We start from the raw sequence: 18,133 nt of genomic DNA, 5'->3' as shown, positions 1-18,133 counted from the left end.
GAGCTTTCTATATCCGCTAAAAAAAGTTAGTTAAACAAAAACTCCCAGCACATCAGCGCTGGGAGTTTTTGTTTACAAATTTTGCTGACAGTATTTATAAGCGGCATAAGCCATAGTTACAACGCCGGTGATAATGGCAGATTCATCGACTTCAAATTGGGGATGGTGTAATGGGTGGTTAATGATTCTTTCTTTGTAGCCTACACCCAAGCGAAACATGGAACCGGGGACGTGTTCCAAATAAATAGAAAAATCTTCAGATCCAAGAGAGGGTTCGGGTAAAACTTGAACGCGATCGCTACTCCAAGCTTCTTCTGCGGATGATTGTAACAATTGCGTCAAGTTATAATCATTTTGAACGCTGGGTACGCCCTGGCAATAATTGACTTGATACTTTGCCCCGTAGGTATGGCAAACATTAGATACAATGTTTTCAATCCAGTTTGGGAGATAGGCACGAGTTTCAGGATGGAGCGAGCGCACAGTTCCTAATAACTGCACTTTATCCGCAATGACGTTCGGCGCTTTGCCACCATTAATCTTCCCGATGCTCAATACTACAGGACGCAAGGCATTTTGTGTGCGGCTGATAGCTTGTTGCAGTGCAGTAATCACTTGGCAAGCAATCCAAATCGCATCAATCGCCTCATGGGGACGCGCCCCGTGCCCAGATTCTCCCATAATCAGAATCTCTAAATTATCAGAGGCGGCTGTCAATGCCCCATAACGCACACCAATAGAGCCTGCGGGTATAGAAGGGAAAACATGAACCCCTAATAAAGCTGAGACGTTTTCCATCGCTCCATCTTTCACCATCCAGCTTGCCCCTTGAGCAATTTCCTCCGCAGGCTGAAATAAAAACCGCACTTTACCACCCAACTCCTCTACGACTTGGGACAACACCATTGCCGTTCCCAACCCCACTGTGGTGTGGACATCGTGACCGCAAGCGTGCATAATACCATCTACGCGAGAAGCATATTCTAAATTAGTGCCCTCTTGAATTGGCAAGGCATCCATATCAGTGCGAATTGCCAATAAACGGTCAGTTTGGCTAGTGCCTTGTAGTTCTCCAATCACGCCCGTTTTACCAACTCCCTCTTGTACGTGCAGACCACTGGAAGACAAAACACCAGCTACGAAGGCTGCTGTTTGGTACTCCTGACCGCTGAGTTCTGGGTGAGAGTGGATGTGGCGGCGAATTTCAATTAAGCGGGGCGCTAGTTTTGCTGCTAAGTCTTTAATACGGGTAAGCATCGATTTAATTAATCTATAGGCTTTTTTCCCATGATAAAGAAATGTTAACAAACAAAATGCTCTTTGCCATACAAGGATAGTTGAGAACAAGCAGAGGGGCAAGGGGGAATTATTGAACAAGTCTCTCCCTTATCTCCCCCCTCTTCCTTGCTACCTTGTCTCTTCTCAATGCCCAATGCCCTTCAGGAGTGCTGAGTGCTGTTAGCGGAAAGCTAGGGTTTAGCCCGTGCTGAGTGCTGAGTGGGGAATCTCACTTCTTTACTCGCTTGCCGAGGAACTCGAAACGGGCTAAACCCTAGCTTTCCGCTAACGGAACTGTTTTGCCCAATGCCCCAGTTTATTTTGAGTAGCAGGTTGTGGCTAAAGTATTTTCGGGTTTGTATTCGTTACATTCTCTGGGATTTTGACGCTCTAACGACCAACCATAAGGTTTGTCGGAGGTGACAACACCATTATTTAAAGTTGTTAGTCGGTAGTTAGCCCCCCGAAAATTAGTAAATTGCAATTTGGCATCTTTTAAGTTCGCTGCTTCTAAATTGGCACTGATGAAACCGGCATAAGACAGATCGGCATTTTCCAGAGATGCTGATTTCAAATTTGCTCCTGTTAAGGAAGCACCACTGAGATTAACCGAATTCAAAACCGCACCTTCTAAATTTGCACCGGTGAGATCGGCATTCATGAGATTAGCTTGAGATAATGTAGCGCCGCTCAAGTCAGCCCCTCGCAAATTTGCTCCAGTTAAATTCAGCTTAGTTAGGTCAGCGCCACTCAAATTACACCGAGGACAGGCACTTGTTGCTTTCAACTGATCCAAGTCTAGCTGATTTAATGCAAGAGCCTGCTCTGCAAACCCTAAACAAGCTAACAAGGAGACGGTGGCAACAATCTTAAGTTTCATACTTTTTACTGATATTTACAAAAATGACAAGTTACGAACATCACGTATTGTCATCCTTACATATACTGCTTCTCTAAGGAAGTGCAGGGATGAAGCATTGATTAAGAAGCTGTAAAAATACTATAAATTATAATAGCAAGACTACTCAAACGGAAATATAGGCTATAGAATCAAATCGTAAGGAACTATACCGAACCAATTATAGACTACCAAATATGTGATCCCCCTAGCTCGATTAAAAATACGACTAGGGGGATCTTGTTTTTAGGTATTGGGCATGGGGAATGGGGCATTGAGCATTGAGCATTGGGAATGGGGCATTGGGCATTGGGGACAAGGAAAAAGACTTGTTGCAAGTAAGTTCTCACCTCTTGTCCCCTTGTCTCCTCGTCTCCCCTGCTCCTCTGCTTTCTTCATCGCCATCCTAAAAGGCGCAGTCCAGGGACAATTAGGTAATAACTCACTCCTAACCAGAAGCTGGTAAAGAAGCCTACAAAGCCAAAAAAAGTCAGAGGCAAGTATAACTCTGACCAGCCTGGTTGACTAGTAAATTGGAAAATTGGAGGTGCTAACTTCAAAAGAATCAAAACTGCATAGGCGATCGCACTGCCAAAGGCCGCGAACACTGCGTACACTAGATGATGGCTGCGAAGTCCTAAACTCAAGGTGAGTAGACAAACTACTACTAAAATCACTGCCACTAAGCCCTCGCCGCTATCTTTTGGGGTGATTAATTGCAAAATTAACCAGCCAAAGCCATAGCTAATCATGCCCATCAGGGAAGCCACTAAAAACCGCCGCCGTTGACCAAAACACCCGGATACTGTCAGCCCCCATGCGGTTCCCCAGCCTGCTGCGACGAACACCAAAATATCTGCCCCAAAGACGGGTTGAGTATTTGGTACTAATTGGTTTAGCTGACTCCCAATCAATTCCACAACCTGACGCCCCAAGCTGGTGCGATAGGCCAAAATAAAACCAGCGATCGCACCAAAACAAGCGCCGATACTACTCAGGATCATTGCCCAAATCGTCGCCAAACAAGCTCGGAAAATTTTGATAATTGTCTGAGCGATAAAAATAACGGTTTTGGTAACAGCTTGGCTAAAGTTAGCTAAAACTTGTTCAATAGCTTGTGTTATCAGTGTAAGTCTCTGGGAAGCTTGCGTTGAGGTTTGCTTAACTTTGTCTCGCAGTTGAGCAAATACCCCTGCTGGCGGTAATGGTTGAGAAATCTTCGCCAAACGTTTTTGAATTATAGCTGCATTTGCTGGACGCGATCGCACATCCTCCTGCACCATCTCATCCAGCAAATCTGCTAGTTGCGGGTTGACATTCACCGCAGTTCGCCAGCGCAATTTACCCGTTTGCTGATCTTCCAACTCTAGCGGGTATTTGCCTGTTAGTAGTTCAATCACCGTTCGACCAAGGGCATAAAAATCGGCACTTGGCCCAACAATACCTCCAGTCACTTGTTCTGGTGGACTGTAGCCAGAAGAAAATAATCGCGTGGAACTAGACACAGAACGCAGTTTAGAGGCGCTAAATTGTTTTGCCCCGCCAAAATCAATTAGTACCAAGCGATCGCCCTCTGCTTGCCCTTGAGACGGGGTTACAGATAGCGAAGAAGTGCCCAGCATTAAATTAGAAGGTTTGATATCCCGATGAAGAATCTGACGTTTGTGTAATTCTTGTAAAATCTGCACAGCTTGGGCAAACCAGTTTAAGACCAAATCCTCTGGACAGCCTTGGGGAAACTTTTTTAATATCTCCTCTAAAGTCCGCCCATTGATTTTTTCCATTACCAGACAAGGCAATTGGTGCGGTTTGGGGTTAAACAGTTGTACCTGAAAATAACCATTGTTATCGACTGTAGGAACACCCGGATGCTGCAAGCTAGATAAAACTGCTGCCTCTTGGGTAAATAATTCCAGTGCCTTGGGCGAATCTTCTACCAATACTTTCAACACTTTCTCTGTTTGAGTTTTTTCATCCCAAACTGTGTAGATTTGAGCAAATCCTCCCGATCCCAAGGGCTGAAGTGGAACATAGCGGTCTAACAACTCTAGCGGTGCGCCACAGCTGTTGCAAAATTTGTTTCCCCAAGGCTGAGGATAAGGACGTTGACAATCAGGATTTATGCAGTGAACCGCACTCTGAGTGATGTGGGACACAACCGCTACAATACAAAGGCTGACTTGATTTTAGCGTTTCTTTAGGTTTCCTGATTTTAAAATAGACAAAAGGAAAACCCTCATAAATTTTATGAGGGCATTCGTTTATATTTACAACAGAATTCAAAGAAGGTGAAGTACACAACTATTCCTGTCAAAACAAGATATAAAGCCTGTTTTACTTCTGAATTCTGAATTCTGACGCCTTGGCGGAGCGTCTCCGGCTTTGCTCCTGAATTCTGCTGTATGTCAGCCCTTAATTACGAAAACTTCTCTTACTTTGTCTGTGCTTGGCAACTTCCTTGCGCTTGCGTTTTTCTAAGGGTGTTTCAAAATGACGATGCTTTCTCATGTCTGGAAAAATTCCCGCCTTGGAAACTTCTCGTTTAAATCGTCGTAAGGCTGACTCAATGTGTTCATTGTCACCTACAATTACTTGGGTCATTATTTCTCCTACTAAGTTGACTTCATCAATGGCTATGCAGGCGCTAACATTACAAAAAAAAGACAGACTCTTGTTTGTCTGACCTTAAGACTCTTGGTAAGTTTTTTGTTTCCAAGATTAGTAGCGTCCGCCACGTCCACCGCCGCCACCGCCGTATCCTCCTCTGTTACCACCACCAAAGGAGCCTCTATCACCTCTGTCTTCCTTGGGTTTAGCCTTATTCACTTTCAGGTCACGACCCATCCACTCAGCACCGTCGAGAGCTTCAATGGCAGCAGTTTCTTCAGCTTCAGTTCCCATTTCCACAAAGGCAAAGCCCCGTGGACGACCTGTTTCACGGTCAGTAGGTACTTGAACGCGCTTTACAGTACCATATTCTGCAAAAATACCACTTAAATCTTCTTGTGTAACATCATAAGAGAGGTTACCTACATAAATTGACATCGATTCTCTCCAAAATCATCACTGTGTAGAGATTTTAATTTCTCTCAGAAGTCTGTAAATACTAAAAGGAAAAAGCCTTTCAATACTAAAACCAAAGACATCACTGAATTAACTCTCATAAATCTAGGATGACACACGAGCCAACTCTTTGCACCCAGTAGATAGTTAACCAGTGACGCGATCGCTTAGGTGCGATCGCCCGCCCCCGCATACCCTAAGTACAGTCCACCGCAAAAAGGGGTTGGAAATGGAAGAAGATAAATTCTGTAGGGTGATATAGAAAATCAGACATGCAGGGGTGCATCTTTAATATCCGAATTGAACGTTTGACTGCATTAACCATGAAGCATTACTTCAAAATTTTAATACGAAAGGCAAAGTCAGGCAACAAATATAAAACTATTGTGACTTGTACTCTTTTGGAGAACCTGCTGTGAAAGCAACTGCGATGCTTACGGCGGCAAGCTACGCGAGTCTTTTTCTTTGGCGCTAGCCTCTCCTTTGGGAAAAAAGGAGTAAGTGGCGTAATATCATATTCGGCTAATTAACCCAACTTGGTAAGCAGCTAATTCCTGATTGGGGTCTATTTGTGAATTAATGTTGGGCCCCAAGGCTAAAGCAACACCCCAATATGCGATCGCTAAATGCGGATCGAGTTTGGCAGCATATTGAAAAGAACGCACTGCCTCATCATGATTGAAAGCGTAAATTAAATTTAATCCCTGATCGAAAAACTCTTGGGCTTGGGGATTAGGGACTTGCAAAAAATAAATTATCCCAAATTATTTGTATATTTGTAGGGGTGCAAGGCCTTGCGCCCCTACAATGGGATGTTTTTTTTAACTGGAAGTCCCTTAGAAGTAGAAACTGGATGGGGGATTGTGCCAAGTCCAGATATTAAGTTGTATGGCTGTTTTACATCAGCATAGACGTGTTGGTGTACACTCTCGTCGAGAAGCGGCTTTTTGTCAGACATCGCCGCACTAGGAGCGACTAAAGAGAATATAAGCAGCCAAACTAGAAATCAGTACTTCATTATTATTTTTCTTCAAGCTCTTTTTTAATATTCAAATGCCACAGTTTCTCTAAAGAAGCAACTTGTCGGCAGAAAACAGCAGCCCGGTGTTTCTTATAAAGATTAAACCCTACAAACACAATCATTGGAATCAATATAGAATATCCGATGAAAATGTTAACAGATGAATCAGTTTGCATCCTAGAGTCTATATATTGGGAGTTGGGAGTTGGTTGAGTACTAGAATTTGATTGCATAAATATCTTCATAAATACTACAAGTAAGAAGCTATAAAAAACGTGGATAATTGTTCCTGCTGTCTTTGAGCAGAAATTAGTCACAAGTTCTATTAGGTACTTCAAAGCCGCTGCTTAGACTTCTCTATGCCTTCTTGCACTAGCTAAACTATTCTTCAGTTAAAACCTGAAAAATTATGTTGATTTCTGCTAAATTTTGTGACAAGATCCTTGTTCTGCAAGCTACTACTTCTAAAGTATTTACTGAGATTTTAACTATTTTTGGTGCCAGTTATTTCTAATACTTGCTTAAGTAGTCAGAGTTGCAGAAGCAATATACAGCGGATTGCAAGTTCATAAGTGACTGTTAAGAAAGATGTAACTAATGTATAACCAAGCTATCGGGGAGTGCCCGATAGGGTGGGTGGCAATACTTCTCGGTTAGGCATTTTTAATTCGGAATCGGGTTTTGGGAAAAGGCTACTGGGTTTGGGTTAAAGGTTTTTTCTTTCCCCTTTCTCTTTCCCCTTTTCCCCTTAACTGAGAAGTATTGGGGCGGGTGGATAGTGTACTCGACTTAGATAAAGAGCGCTGTATTTACCATATCCAGTGGTAATAAGCCAAGTTGCAGTTTATGATCATGGCTGTCTAGCTGAAGTAATAAATAATTTTGTCTGAAGATAGAACAATAAAATTATCCTTTCCCTCTTTTGGATATTATTTTAATTTCCAAAGATGAATTTCAAGGTTAAATAACTATGTACAATGGATACAAAGATTTGTTATAAAAAAATCGTCAGATAGAAGAATTAAAAGTTTTTTAGAAGTAATCTACAAACATTGCAGCGCTTTCCGAGCAAGCAAGAAGTAATCAACACTTAACATACTTTAGGAACAAAAAATATGAGTATCGAAGATAAAGCAAAAGCTTTTGCTAAAAACATCGAAGGAAAAGTACAAGAGGAAATTGGCGAAGTAACTGGCGATCCTAAAGATAAAGCTGAAGGTAAAGCTAAACAAGCTGAAGCTCAAGCCCGTCACACCGCTGAGAATATCAAAGATGAAGTTAAAAAGAATTTAGAATAGTACAGCGTGATAGAGGTTTTCCTGGCTGTAACAAGTTGTTCAAGGAGTTAGAGTTTGGTGGTAATGTAATAGGTGAAATTTTATTTAGGAAGAAGGTTTAAGTTAAATAATTATTTACTGAACCTTCTCTCTTTATTTACTCTGTTTTTTACCTAAGATTTTCAGCCATTTTGAAAATAGCGATCGCAAAACATTTTTTCAATCTCTTACTGATTTTTTCAAAGATACTAATTCATAATTAATATTCTATTTACCTATCTTTTAACAGACATCTCAACATCATAAGGTAACTCTACTTATTCTATTGTACTAACAGCGTTATTAGGATTAGGCTTTATCGCTGCTGTGACTATAGGATTGATTGCCTGGTACAATTCCAAACGTCTTGTAGGTTGGGAAGTTGAAGAAGAATTCAGAAGTCAGGAGTCAGAATAAATCAGTGAGGGATTCAGACCCGCCACTGATTGTAGACCACCAAATCTATGATTTGGTAGGGGTATTAAACCCATTTATTCATCCGCTTTTTCGTTCAGAATTCAATTCTGAATTCTGGCGACTGACTCCTGAATTCTGTTTTAATAAAGAGCGTCCTGATATTGTTCCAGAAATTGATCGGTAATAATTTTTTGTCTGCTTACTTTTAGTTTTTGTCAGCTAAAGGTAGACGTATAGTAAATGTACTACCCTTGCCTGGTTCAGATGTCACATCGATTGTGCCTTGATGTGCTTCAATAATACAGCGAGAGAGATATAGTCCCAAACCACTACCAGAACGTTGGTGTTTCCCTTGACGAAATCGCTCGAATAATATTGCCTGATCTGGTTTAAAAATTCCTGGCCCTGTATCTTGGATATCAATATTCACAGCTACCGAAGTCAGATAACAGTGAATATTTACAGAGCCTTTGTCTGTAAATTTGATAGCATTGCCGATGAGATTTGTCAAAACTCGCCGCAGTTCTAAGCGATCGCCCATAATGGTGCTTGCAGTTTCACCTCGACCAATGTTTACAGCTAATCCTTTTTCTTCAGCTAAAGGAGTTAATTCTTGAGAAACTTCACTAACTAATTCCTGAATATTGCAGGGAGAAATTTTTAAGGTTTTACAGCCCGCTTCATGACGATAAACTTCTAACAAGGTATTTACCATTTCCAGCAGGTCTTGATTGCTGCCAATCATGGTATCAATTATGTCTCGCAATTGTGGCGAAACATCGCAAAACCTGCCTTCCAGCAATAATTTTAATACGCGGTTGGAGGCTACTAGCGGTATGCGTAAATCGTGAGTAAAACGCGAGACGAAATCTGCCCGGAGGTTCGCCATCTGATCTCGTTCGTCGATACTATGCTTGAGGCGCAGGAGCGATCGCACCCTTGCATGTAGTTCATCAGGATCGAATGGTTTGCGAATGAAGTCATCTGCACCAGCGTCAAGTCCTTCAACAACGCTAGACTCATAGTGAGCCGTAAGCAGCAGAATCGGGATAAATGGCAACGCTTGATTCTGTCGGATGCGCCGAGTAAATTCATAGCCATCTAGCTCCGGCATCATCACATCTAAAAGAATTATGTCTGGCGGTGACTCTTCAACCATAGCCAGAGCAATTTTACTATCTTCTACCAAGCTAATTTCATAGTCCTCATCTTCTAGGACTGCTTCTAAGACCAGTAGATTGTCAAAAATATCATCGACAACGAGAATTTTATCTTTTTTAACAGTTTTAGGTAAAGACATGGCTAAATAAAAAAGAAGTGCTTGGCTATCCCTAGCAAATCTAGTAATAGCTTACTTCACCAGCGTTGAGATTATTAAGGATTAACATTTTCTTTTGGAGTTTCCTGGTGAGTTATTTTAGTCCCTTTTCTGTGCATAATGCCACTCAAAGCAAGAATAACTACTTAATAGTCACCTACTTTTGCTGGCTACCAGGTTTTTGATGAAAAATTGTTTAGCATAAAACATCAAGCGTCAGGTTAATGTATAGAAATATTTTTTGATTAAATTAAGTAGGTCGGCAGAATAAAGCCAAACTATGTTAACAAAAATGAACGAGGCTCAAACCCTCTTCCCTCTTGCTCTTACCTTATCCCAACCACAAATATTTACGCCCACCTACTTATATTGTCATATTGAAACTCTTGCCTTAGAAAGGCTTACAAGATAAGGTTATCTATGTCTAATGGTAGATGAAGTTCCGGGAATAATACCAAACGCCTTGCTTTTTGTATAAGATCCCGAATAGAAGAACGAGATTATTTTAATCTGTACTTTAGATAAATAACAGTAAAGTTAAGCAACTATGAGTGAAATCAAGATCCTTGTAATTGAAGATCACAATCTGACAAGAATTGGCTTGCGGTCTGCTTTACAAACCCAGGCAGAGTTTAACATTGTTGGTGAAGCAGCCAATGCAGCCGACGGCATTAAGCTTCTGAAAACTCTTAAGCCGGATGTTGCTACTATTGACATTGGTTTGCCTGACATGGATGGTATTGAGCTAACACGCATATTTAGGCAATATCAGGCAGAGAATGAGGACTACACAACAAAGCTGTTAATTTTAACGATGCAAAATAGCGAACAAGCAGTTTTAGCAGCATTTGCAGCAGGTGCAGATTCTTATTGCATGAAGGATATCGAAACAGAGAAATTAGTAGAGGCTGTGCAAACGACTTATGCAGGTAGCTCATGGATCGATCCAGCGATCGCAGACCTTGTACTACAACAAATACGTCAAGATTTCCCCGACGGTAGCAGAGGCGCATCTGGAAAAAGAGTTTTGATTGAAGGTATTGACCCAGATGTGGAGAAAAGTATAGTCACCTATCCTTTAACTCATAGAGAGATGGATGTTTTAGAGTTGATTGTCGCTGGCTGTGACAATGCAGAAATTGCTAAAAGGCTTTATCTAACAGTCGGAACTGTCAAAACTCATGTTCGAGGTATTCTCAATAAACTCTGTGTTGCTGACCGGACACAAGCTGCTGTCCGTGCTTTGCGGGCGGGATTAGTACCGTGAGCAAGTAAGTAACCATCATCAAGTGCGTACACAAGAACACTTAACAAATAAAAATATTTCTTTCCCAGTCTCCAGTCAATTGTTTTTCAGTCAAAGCAGTTAACTGGGACAAATATTTATGAAGAAATTGTTACAAAGTTTAGTAGAATGACATAATTGACTAAATAAGTATTTTTATATACATACATGATAGCGGATCAATTTCCCTGGCTTACTGCAATTGTCTTACTGCCACTTGTTGCTTCCCTGCTCATCCCTGTGTTACCTGATAAAGATGGTAAGCGCGTGCGGTGGTATGCACTGGGTGTAGGTATTGCAGATTTTGCATTAATGTGCTACGCATTTTGGAAGCATTACGATGCCAGCAGTGCTAGCTTTCAAATGGTGGAAAATTATGCCTGGGTGCCTCAGTTAGGTTTTAACTGGGCGGTATCAGTCGATGGGCTTTCAGCGCCACTTGTACTTTTAGCCGGATTTGTCACCACACTCTCGATTTTTTCAGCTTGGCAAGTTGATCGCCGACCCCGCCTCTTCTATTTTTTGATGCTGGTGCTGTATTCGGCACAGGTAGGGGTGTTTGTTGCTAAAGACTTGCTGCTATTTTTCATCATGTGGGAAGTAGAACTGATTCCCGTCTACCTACTAGTCTGCATTTGGGGTGGGCAAAGGCGTCGTTATGCGGCTACGAAATTTTTGTTGTATACCGCAGCTGCTTCTATATTTATTTTAGTGGCAGCCCTAGCAATGGGGTTATATGGCGGCGGTGATATGACATTTGATATAACCGCTCTCGCCAAGAAGGAATATCCCCTTGGTCTACAACTGCTACTTTATGCAGGATTGTTGATTGCATTTGGTGTCAAGCTTGCTGTTTTCCCCATGCATACTTGGTTGCCTGATGCTCACGGCGAAGCATCATCTCCTGTATCGATGATTTTGGCTGGTGTGTTACTGAAGATGGGTGGATATGGACTGATTCGCCTGAATCTTGAGTTGCTTCCCGATGCACATATTTATTTTGCGCCGGTTCTAGCCATTCTCGGTGTTGTCAACATTATCTATGGTGCATTGAACTCCTTTGCTCAGACCAATATGAAGCGGCGTTTAGCTTATTCGTCGATTTCTCACATGGGGTTTGTACTGCTGGGGATTGCCTCCTTCACTGATTTGGGAATCAACGGCGCGATGTTGCAGATGATTTCGCATGGTTTGATAGCATCGGTGCTGTTCTTCTTAGCAGGTGTTACTTACGATCGCACCCACACAATGGTAATGAAAGATATGGGCGGTATTGGTCAAGTTATGCCCAAAGTCTTTGCCCTGTTTACAATCGGCGCGATGGCATCTCTGGCACTTCCCGGTATGAGCGGCTTTGCTGGCGAACTCTCGGTATTTGTTGGTATAACAAGCAGTGACGTTTACAGTTCCACTTTCTGCACCGTAACAGTTTTTCTCGCCGCAGTTGGAGTTATCCTTACACCGATTTATCTACTTTCCATGCTGCGAGAGGTGTTTTATGGTAAAGACGCAGCACTGCTATGCGATATTAATAATGCAGGCTTAGAAAATCAAGAAGATGAGGGAACAGTTTGTTTTGGTACAGACTGTCTCGTGCTAGAAGATGCAGTCTACGAGGATGCTAGACCCCGTGAGGTATTTATCGCCGCCTGTTTTCTGCTGATGATTATTGGTATTGGTTTCTATCCCAAAATGGCGATGCAGATGTACGATGTGAAGACCGTTGCAGTGAATGCTAATCTTCGCCAGTCTTATGCCATAGTCTCGCAAAGCAATCCCCAGATTTATGCCAAAGGTTTCTTGGTTCCGCAAATTTCAGAGGTTGAGGTAACGCCCGTTTTGGGAACTTTGAAGTAAGCTTTTTGACCAATAGACTTGTTGAAAAGAGCCAAAGCTAGGTATATTTCTGAGAAATAACAGAGTATTGATAGCCGATCACTGCGGATAGGCTATCAATGCCAAATCATTCTCAGGATGCCCAAGATGTTTTTTCTGGAAAAGCTCCTTTTTTCCAATTTTGCCAAACCTTTACTGCTGCTCGTTGAAAAAATGCCTGCGAGTTCTGCTCTGGGGTTTCTTGAAGTTCCTTAATTTCTCCACTCAATTTATCTATCCATAAAGAGCCGAGACGATCTTCATGTGGGCCAAAGCGGTAAGTAACGCCAGTCTTATCCTCCTTTTCTTTTAGAATCAATACGTAAAAAGCCATAACAGATTAATGTAGTTTGTAAAAGTTGGATACTTCAGTTTTAACTCATTTAAGTTATGCTCATGTTACTGGGGGACTCCACAAACGACCAGAGCGTTCAGTAGCGTCATGATCTGTACGGTAGTTATTAATGAACTAAAAATCAGGCTATGAATACCACAAAAGAAAAAATTCAATCTCTGCTGAAGCAATTGCCAGATGATTGCTCAATCGAAGATATCCAATACCATCTGTATGTAATTGAGAAAGTTAGTCGTGGATTAGAAGCAGCCGACACAGAAGGAGCGATCGCACAAGAGGAAGCTGAAGAACGTTTGAGCAAATGGCTTATCAAGTAGTTTGGTCTTCCAAAGCACTAGAAGATGTAGAAGACATCGCCACGTATATATCTCGTGATTCGACTGCTTATGCTGCGGCAATGGTTCAGAGGATAATTGATGTAACTCGTCACTTGAGCAACTTTCCTTTCTCAGGTCGAATAGTAGCAGAGTTTAACGATGATAATATTAGGGAAAAGTTTGTATACAGCTATCGAGTCATCTATCGAATTCAGGGTGACACTTTAACTATTGCAGCAGTGATTCATGGAAAAAAACTATTGGATAAACTGGATGCAGATTGAGGGTAAGTCAAAGTAATTCGTAATTCGTAATTCCAATCAGTGTTATAGGACTGATATTTGATTTTTGAAATACATACACGTAGGGTGTGTGTTAGCAAAGTGTAACCCACCGTCCGAAGACTGTTTTGGAAGTTATTAAGTAAAGCTATTAAACCCATAAATTTTGAAAATATGGCGATCGTTTTTTCAAGAATTTTTGGCATCTAAGCAGCTTTAATATTACTTAATCCGCTACCACTTTTATATTGGTTGCAGGTATTTTTCGTGCTAAGTCTGTAGCTAAGTGTCAATTATTTAAATTAGAGTAAAGCGCAAAGACTATGCTACAACAGATTATATTTATGTGTAACTAAACATACTTATGGTTGAATCATATCAGAAAAATACTGAGTTCCTATTGCTTGTTAAAAAACATTTCTCAGTTATCCATGCTGACTCGTATAGAAACCTAGAAACTGGTAAAGTCATAAAAGTTATAGATGGTGATGGTTTACTAGTCCGTAAGGGTGAAGAGAGCCTAAATATTCGTCTTGCTTACATCGATGCACCTGAGCATAATCAAGAATATGGATTAGACTCAAAAAAATGGTTAGACAATCAGTTCTCAAATACAGCGTCTGTAATAGCCATAAGATTTATTGCTCTTGACGAAAAACATGGACGTCATATTGCTGATGTTTTTATAAATGGTTATTCCTTAAGCTGGCTTATGGTCATAACAGGCAATGCTTGGGCTTATTATGATTTTTTAACTATAGAAATTGAAGCCAGCTACTTAGATGCTCAATACTTTGCTAGAAAAAAATATAGATTAGGACTATGGACTAACAATTTATTTCCTACTCCACCTGGGATTTATAGAGCAGAAGAAAATGGTGAAAAGATAAGTTTTTTGATGGAACCTAATCGTAACTAAAGGGCTATGTTTGAATCAATGATAAAAAAATATGAAGATATTCAAGAGAAGATTATAGACTTAAAAAATCGCAGCGAATTTAATCGTAATTACTGTCCAATGCGATATTATGAACAGGTTTATTTGGATCAAATACAATATGCAGCCATAATGTGTAAAGGTGTAGATTGGGATTTAAAAAGTGGGTATAACGGTGTAGAAGGAAACGAGGTTAACATCCTGTTCTTCCAAATAGCAATGAAAGCAGCTAAAGGAGATGAGGAAGCGGTTTATGAATACACGGCTTGGAAAAGAGCTTTGTACAAAGCTGTGGGTAAAGTCCATCTGCCAAGATACTATGAAAAACGCTTAACCCAAGAATGGGTAGATACTCTTATTCGTAGGGTAGAAAATTGGGTTATTAAAAGTAGCAGTCTGATTGATTAATGAGCTTGATGCTTACTAATTTACAGACAATTACCATAATTCATGAGCAAATCAACCACTTACATGGGATGCTGGTTGATGATTAGTGAGTTTTGCCAATGTCTGTTGTTTCTGCCATCACTGTTACCGTTCCCGCCACAACTGCGAATTTGGGACCTGGTTTTGATTGCATCGGTGCAGCTTTAAAGCTGTACAACGAGTTCAAGTTCACTCGCCAAGAAGGTGGGTTAACTATTGATGTCACTGGTACAGAAGCCCAACGAGTCCAAACTGATGAGAATAATCTCCTTTACCAAGCGTTTGTCAAGTTCTATCAACATATAGAGCAGACACCGCCGACTGTGAAAATAGAGATCAAGTTAGGTGTCCCCTTAGCGAGGGGTTTGGGTAGTTCGGCGACAGCAATTGTTGGTGGATTGGTTGCGGCTAATCAACTTGAGGGTACGCCTATGAGTCAGTCGCAGGTGATGGAGTTAGCGATCGCAATGGAAGGACATCCTGATAATGTAGTTCCAGCTTTGTTGGGAGGATGTCGTCTCGCAGCTACCAGTGGCGCAGGTTGGGAAATTTGTGATGTTCCCTGGCATAAAGATGTTGTACCAGTTGTGGCTATTCCTGATTTTGAACTTTCCACTTCAGAGGCGCGGGGCGTTCTGCCAACAGAGGTGAGTCGCGCTGATGCGATTTTCAATACAGCCCATTTGGGCTTATTGTTGCGCGGCTTGGAAACTGGTAACGGACAATGGTTAAAGACAGCTTTACAAGATAGATTGCATCAGCCGTATCGTAAAGCTTTGATTCCTGGTTATGATGCTCTCAACATCGCAGCTGTTAGTGCTGGTGCTTATGGTATGGTGATTAGTGGTGCGGGGTCGACACTGTTAGCTTTGGTGGATAAGTTACACTCAAAGGCAGTGGAGGCAGCAATGTTAGCTGCTTGGCAAGAAGAAGGAATTACAGCCGAGGTGCGATCGCTTTCTCTAGATACCCAAGGCGCAAAAAGCTTTTAATATTTTACTCAGCACTTAAAACTCGATTTATGGAGCAAACTCAGGCTGAAATAGCGGCGCTTAACTCTCAAATTCAGGCTCTTTTAGAAGAACGCGCTGCACTCACTATTAATAATGTCATCTCTGGCGAGAATGATTCACCCCAGGCGATGGTGGAAGCTTACCGCCGTCAAGCTAGAGAAAATGCCCAATTATCAGTTGAACTCCAAGGCATAGATGCAGCGATCGCCGCCTTGGAAGCCCAGATAAAACAAAAACAAGGTAAGTTAGTGCGTTGGCAAGGTGAATCCAAACAACTTATCCAACAGCAGCAGCTAGAGGAAGCCAAAGAAGTGGCTCAGGTTCATGCTCAACGCATTAATCAACTAGCAAGTGAACTGGCCGCAGAAGTCCGTTTTCTTAAGGCTTGCGCCAATCAACTGAGTCCAATGTATTGGCAGATTTATTACAAGCCCTTTATTACTGGCTTTAAGACAATCTCCGTTCCCTATGTCCGCTCTGATGGAGAAGTGTGGACAATTGTTAACCGGATTGTTTAATGCTTTACCCTTTTCGTTTGTATGCAATACATTGATCTCTCTCCTTTTAGGCTATCCATTACCCTGATCTTTCTCAACAAAAATATAACTTACTTAAAACAAGAGCAAAAGCATTGATAGTTATCCACTCAAATTCTCCAGTTTGTGGTTAGCGATCGCCGATAAAATTTTCGTCATTTACATTCTTCTGCTTTTGTCAAATATCCACATATCGCCTTGTTCTACAATCCTGTTCCTGACTTCTTTACAGCAATCTTAAGAAAAATGTAACTAATGCATAGCAACTTTGAGAGAGGGATTTAGGCTCAGGGCCTATAAATATTTCTTCCAAAATGGGATGCTCCCTGATGCTCAAAGATAAATGCTGACTTTCCTCACAAGTTTCTCAAATTGTTTTGCTATAAATATAAATATAGGGCGAAAACCTTTAAGAGATTTAAAATTCAAAAGTCGCTAAATATAGTTGAGGGATTAGTCATTTTTGACAATCCAGCATCTGGAAACCCGAAACCGTAAAGACCAATTACCAATGAATAAAATCGGAGGTCTATATGATGTTTAAAAAGATTCTAGTTGCATTAGATCGCTCGGAAATAGGGCAACAGGTTTTTAAGGAAGCATTGGATTTAGCAAAGTTAACACAAGCTAGCTTAATGTTACTTCATGTCCTATCTTCGGAAGAAGAGGGTAGTCCTTATGTACCTATGCTGTCTAATATGGACTACTATCCAGGATTGACCAATCAAAGCTTTGAGTTATACCAACAACAGTGGGATACCTTTAAAAATATAGGAATCCAGATGTTGCAATCTTTCTGTGCTCAAGCAAACACAGCAGGTGTCACTACGGAATTTACACAAAATGTTGGTAATCCTGGTCGCATTATTTGTGATTTAGCCCATAGTTGTAGCGCTAATCTAATTGTTATGGGGCGTCGGGGTCATTCTCGGTTGATGGAACTGTTTCTCGGTAGTGTGAGTAACTACGTTCTTCACCATGCTCCTTGTTCAGTGCATGTTGTGCATCTTTTAGTTACTCCTAAAATAGATGAAGTTGTCAAAGAAACTACAAGCGCTTTCAGCGTTAACTAACTACTAAGCTATTCCACATCTAACTTGCATAATTAGGGTGGGTAATACTTCGGCGTGACGCTATGCAAAATTAAAGTTAAGAGCGAAAAGGGGATCTATGAAAGAAGATACTAGCGAGATCGTTGGTTTTCATGCTCATGTTTACTTCGATCCTGCAAGTCGGGATGTAGCTGCGCATGTACGCGAAGGATTAGGCGCTAGGTTTGACGTACGACTCGGACGCTGGTTTGACAAGCCCATCGGGCCACATCCAAAAGCGATGTATCAAGTTGCTTTCTTACCGAATCAGTTTGATAAAGTCGTTCCTTGGTTAATGCTCAATCGTGAGGGATTAGATATTCTCGTCCATCCTGAGACCGGGAATGCTGTGGCAGACCACGCAGTTCATTCCTTATGGTTAGGAGAAAAACTAGATTTGAATATTGAGTTTCTCCAACAGCTTAGTCCGACTTTATCCAATTAAGGAAAGTAAACGACGTTGTTGGGTAAAAGTTTTGGTTTAAGGCGTGAAACTTTTTCTATTGTGACTAATTTTGGTGAAATTGAAAAAGTCCAATTTCTTAATCAATAAAGGTTTCAGCCTATGCGTAGGCGCTTTGGCGGTTTGCTACAAGTATCGCAATAAAGGAAAAATGGATAAAGTCGAGGCTCAGACCATGACTAAAACTTAAGCTACAGCAGATTGCAAGTTAATGAAGTACAAAAATACCCCTCCCTAACCCTC

The 18,133-nt window shown here is 41.3% G+C and carries 23 protein-coding genes; 13 read left to right on the top strand and 10 right to left on the bottom strand.

Going from position 1 to position 18,133, the window contains the following annotated elements:
• Positions 1-72: 72 nt before the first annotated feature.
• From ACFE93_RS17685 to ACFE93_RS17650, 8 genes are all read right to left on the bottom strand, one after another.
• A complete protein-coding gene (locus ACFE93_RS17685; protein ID WP_375474663.1) occupies positions 73-1,257 on the bottom strand; it encodes a M20 family metallopeptidase in 1,185 nt (394 codons plus the stop codon).
• 337 nt (positions 1,258-1,594) lie between these two features.
• Positions 1,595-2,158, bottom strand: coding sequence for a pentapeptide repeat-containing protein (locus ACFE93_RS17680; protein ID WP_375474661.1), 564 nt, complete (start codon positions 2,156-2,158; stop codon positions 1,595-1,597).
• A gap of 413 nt (positions 2,159-2,571) precedes the next feature.
• Positions 2,572-4,332, bottom strand: a complete 1,761-nt coding sequence (locus ACFE93_RS17675; RefSeq protein ID WP_375474659.1) for a serine/threonine protein kinase — start codon at positions 4,330-4,332, stop codon at positions 2,572-2,574.
• Between the two features lie 256 nt (positions 4,333-4,588).
• Positions 4,589-4,777 carry a 30S ribosomal protein S21 gene (gene rpsU, locus ACFE93_RS17670; RefSeq protein WP_012407716.1) on the bottom strand — a complete coding sequence of 63 codons (189 nt, stop codon included), beginning with the start codon at positions 4,775-4,777 and terminating at the stop codon, positions 4,589-4,591.
• Positions 4,778-4,894: 117 nt separating this feature from the next.
• Positions 4,895-5,221 carry an RNA-binding protein gene (locus ACFE93_RS17665; RefSeq protein WP_190732485.1) on the bottom strand — a complete coding sequence of 109 codons (327 nt, stop codon included), beginning with the start codon at positions 5,219-5,221 and terminating at the stop codon, positions 4,895-4,897.
• Between the two features lie 530 nt (positions 5,222-5,751).
• Positions 5,752-5,985, bottom strand: coding sequence for a hypothetical protein (locus tag ACFE93_RS17660; RefSeq protein ID WP_375474657.1), 234 nt, complete (start codon positions 5,983-5,985; stop codon positions 5,752-5,754).
• A gap of 56 nt (positions 5,986-6,041) precedes the next feature.
• Positions 6,042-6,197 carry a hypothetical protein gene (locus ACFE93_RS17655; protein WP_375474655.1) on the bottom strand — a complete coding sequence of 52 codons (156 nt, stop codon included), beginning with the start codon at positions 6,195-6,197 and terminating at the stop codon, positions 6,042-6,044.
• A 62-nt stretch (positions 6,198-6,259) separates the two neighbouring features.
• A complete protein-coding gene (locus ACFE93_RS17650; RefSeq protein ID WP_375474653.1) occupies positions 6,260-6,493 on the bottom strand; it encodes a hypothetical protein in 234 nt (77 codons plus the stop codon).
• Positions 6,494-7,375: 882 nt separating this feature from the next.
• Here ACFE93_RS17650 and ACFE93_RS17645 point away from each other — a divergent pair.
• The 3 genes from ACFE93_RS17645 (at position 7,376) to ACFE93_RS17635 (ending at position 8,177) form a co-directional block, all read left to right on the top strand.
• Positions 7,376-7,558, top strand: a complete 183-nt coding sequence (locus ACFE93_RS17645) for a CsbD family protein (protein ID WP_375474651.1) — start codon at positions 7,376-7,378, stop codon at positions 7,556-7,558.
• 303 nt (positions 7,559-7,861) lie between these two features.
• Positions 7,862-7,993 carry a photosystem II assembly protein Psb35 gene (psb35, locus tag ACFE93_RS17640; protein WP_375474720.1) on the top strand — a complete coding sequence of 44 codons (132 nt, stop codon included), beginning with the start codon at positions 7,862-7,864 and terminating at the stop codon, positions 7,991-7,993.
• Between the two features lie 4 nt (positions 7,994-7,997).
• Complete coding sequence (locus ACFE93_RS17635) at positions 7,998-8,177, top strand: hypothetical protein (protein WP_375474649.1); 180 nt, start codon at positions 7,998-8,000, stop codon at positions 8,175-8,177.
• A gap of 21 nt (positions 8,178-8,198) precedes the next feature.
• Here the strand turns inward: ACFE93_RS17635 and ACFE93_RS17630 are convergent, their stop codons facing one another.
• Positions 8,199-9,293 carry a response regulator gene (locus ACFE93_RS17630; protein WP_375474647.1) on the bottom strand — a complete coding sequence of 365 codons (1,095 nt, stop codon included), beginning with the start codon at positions 9,291-9,293 and terminating at the stop codon, positions 8,199-8,201.
• Between the two features lie 565 nt (positions 9,294-9,858).
• Between ACFE93_RS17630 and ACFE93_RS17625 the strand changes: the two genes are divergently transcribed.
• Complete coding sequence (locus tag ACFE93_RS17625; RefSeq protein WP_375474645.1) at positions 9,859-10,578, top strand: response regulator; 720 nt, start codon at positions 9,859-9,861, stop codon at positions 10,576-10,578.
• 186 nt (positions 10,579-10,764) lie between these two features.
• Positions 10,765-12,453 (top strand): NAD(P)H-quinone oxidoreductase subunit 4, encoded by a 1,689-nt coding sequence (locus ACFE93_RS17620; protein ID WP_375474643.1) that lies wholly within the window; start codon positions 10,765-10,767, stop codon positions 12,451-12,453.
• A gap of 112 nt (positions 12,454-12,565) precedes the next feature.
• Here the strand turns inward: ACFE93_RS17620 and ACFE93_RS17615 are convergent, their stop codons facing one another.
• A complete protein-coding gene (locus ACFE93_RS17615; RefSeq protein ID WP_375474641.1) occupies positions 12,566-12,805 on the bottom strand; it encodes a hypothetical protein in 240 nt (79 codons plus the stop codon).
• Between the two features lie 149 nt (positions 12,806-12,954).
• On the opposite strand from ACFE93_RS17615, the gene ACFE93_RS17610 reads away from it, so the two are divergent.
• The 8 genes from ACFE93_RS17610 to ACFE93_RS17575 all read left to right on the top strand — a co-directional run bounded on the left by ACFE93_RS17610 (position 12,955) and on the right by ACFE93_RS17575 (position 17,872).
• Entirely contained in the window at positions 12,955-13,143 is a 189-nt protein-coding gene (locus ACFE93_RS17610; RefSeq protein WP_292857507.1) for a hypothetical protein, read from the top strand.
• Positions 13,128-13,427 carry a type II toxin-antitoxin system RelE/ParE family toxin gene (locus ACFE93_RS17605; protein WP_375474639.1) on the top strand — a complete coding sequence of 100 codons (300 nt, stop codon included), beginning with the start codon at positions 13,128-13,130 and terminating at the stop codon, positions 13,425-13,427. The genes ACFE93_RS17610 and ACFE93_RS17605 overlap by 16 nt, the downstream gene beginning before the upstream one ends.
• Positions 13,428-13,788: 361 nt before the next feature.
• Positions 13,789-14,343, top strand: coding sequence for a thermonuclease family protein (locus ACFE93_RS17600; RefSeq protein WP_375474637.1), 555 nt, complete (start codon positions 13,789-13,791; stop codon positions 14,341-14,343).
• A gap of 6 nt (positions 14,344-14,349) precedes the next feature.
• Positions 14,350-14,769, top strand: a complete 420-nt coding sequence (locus tag ACFE93_RS17595) for a hypothetical protein (RefSeq protein ID WP_375474635.1) — start codon at positions 14,350-14,352, stop codon at positions 14,767-14,769.
• 98 nt (positions 14,770-14,867) lie between these two features.
• Entirely contained in the window at positions 14,868-15,779 is a 912-nt protein-coding gene (thrB, locus tag ACFE93_RS17590; RefSeq protein WP_375474633.1) for a homoserine kinase, read from the top strand.
• A gap of 29 nt (positions 15,780-15,808) precedes the next feature.
• Complete coding sequence (locus tag ACFE93_RS17585) at positions 15,809-16,318, top strand: hypothetical protein (RefSeq protein WP_375474631.1); 510 nt, start codon at positions 15,809-15,811, stop codon at positions 16,316-16,318.
• A gap of 554 nt (positions 16,319-16,872) precedes the next feature.
• A complete protein-coding gene (locus ACFE93_RS17580) occupies positions 16,873-17,409 on the top strand; it encodes a universal stress protein (protein ID WP_375474718.1) in 537 nt (178 codons plus the stop codon).
• A 97-nt stretch (positions 17,410-17,506) separates the two neighbouring features.
• On the top strand, positions 17,507-17,872 hold the full coding sequence (locus ACFE93_RS17575) for a DOPA 4,5-dioxygenase family protein (RefSeq protein WP_375474629.1): 366 nt from the start codon (positions 17,507-17,509) through the stop codon (positions 17,870-17,872).
• Positions 17,873-18,133 lie beyond the last annotated feature (261 nt).

The organism is uncultured Nostoc sp. (assembly GCF_964247315.1).
Lineage (GTDB): Bacteria > Cyanobacteriota > Cyanobacteriia > Cyanobacteriales > Nostocaceae > Nostoc.
Note: the sequence above shows the minus strand (reverse complement) of the source record. Positions and strands in the feature narration are given on the sequence as shown.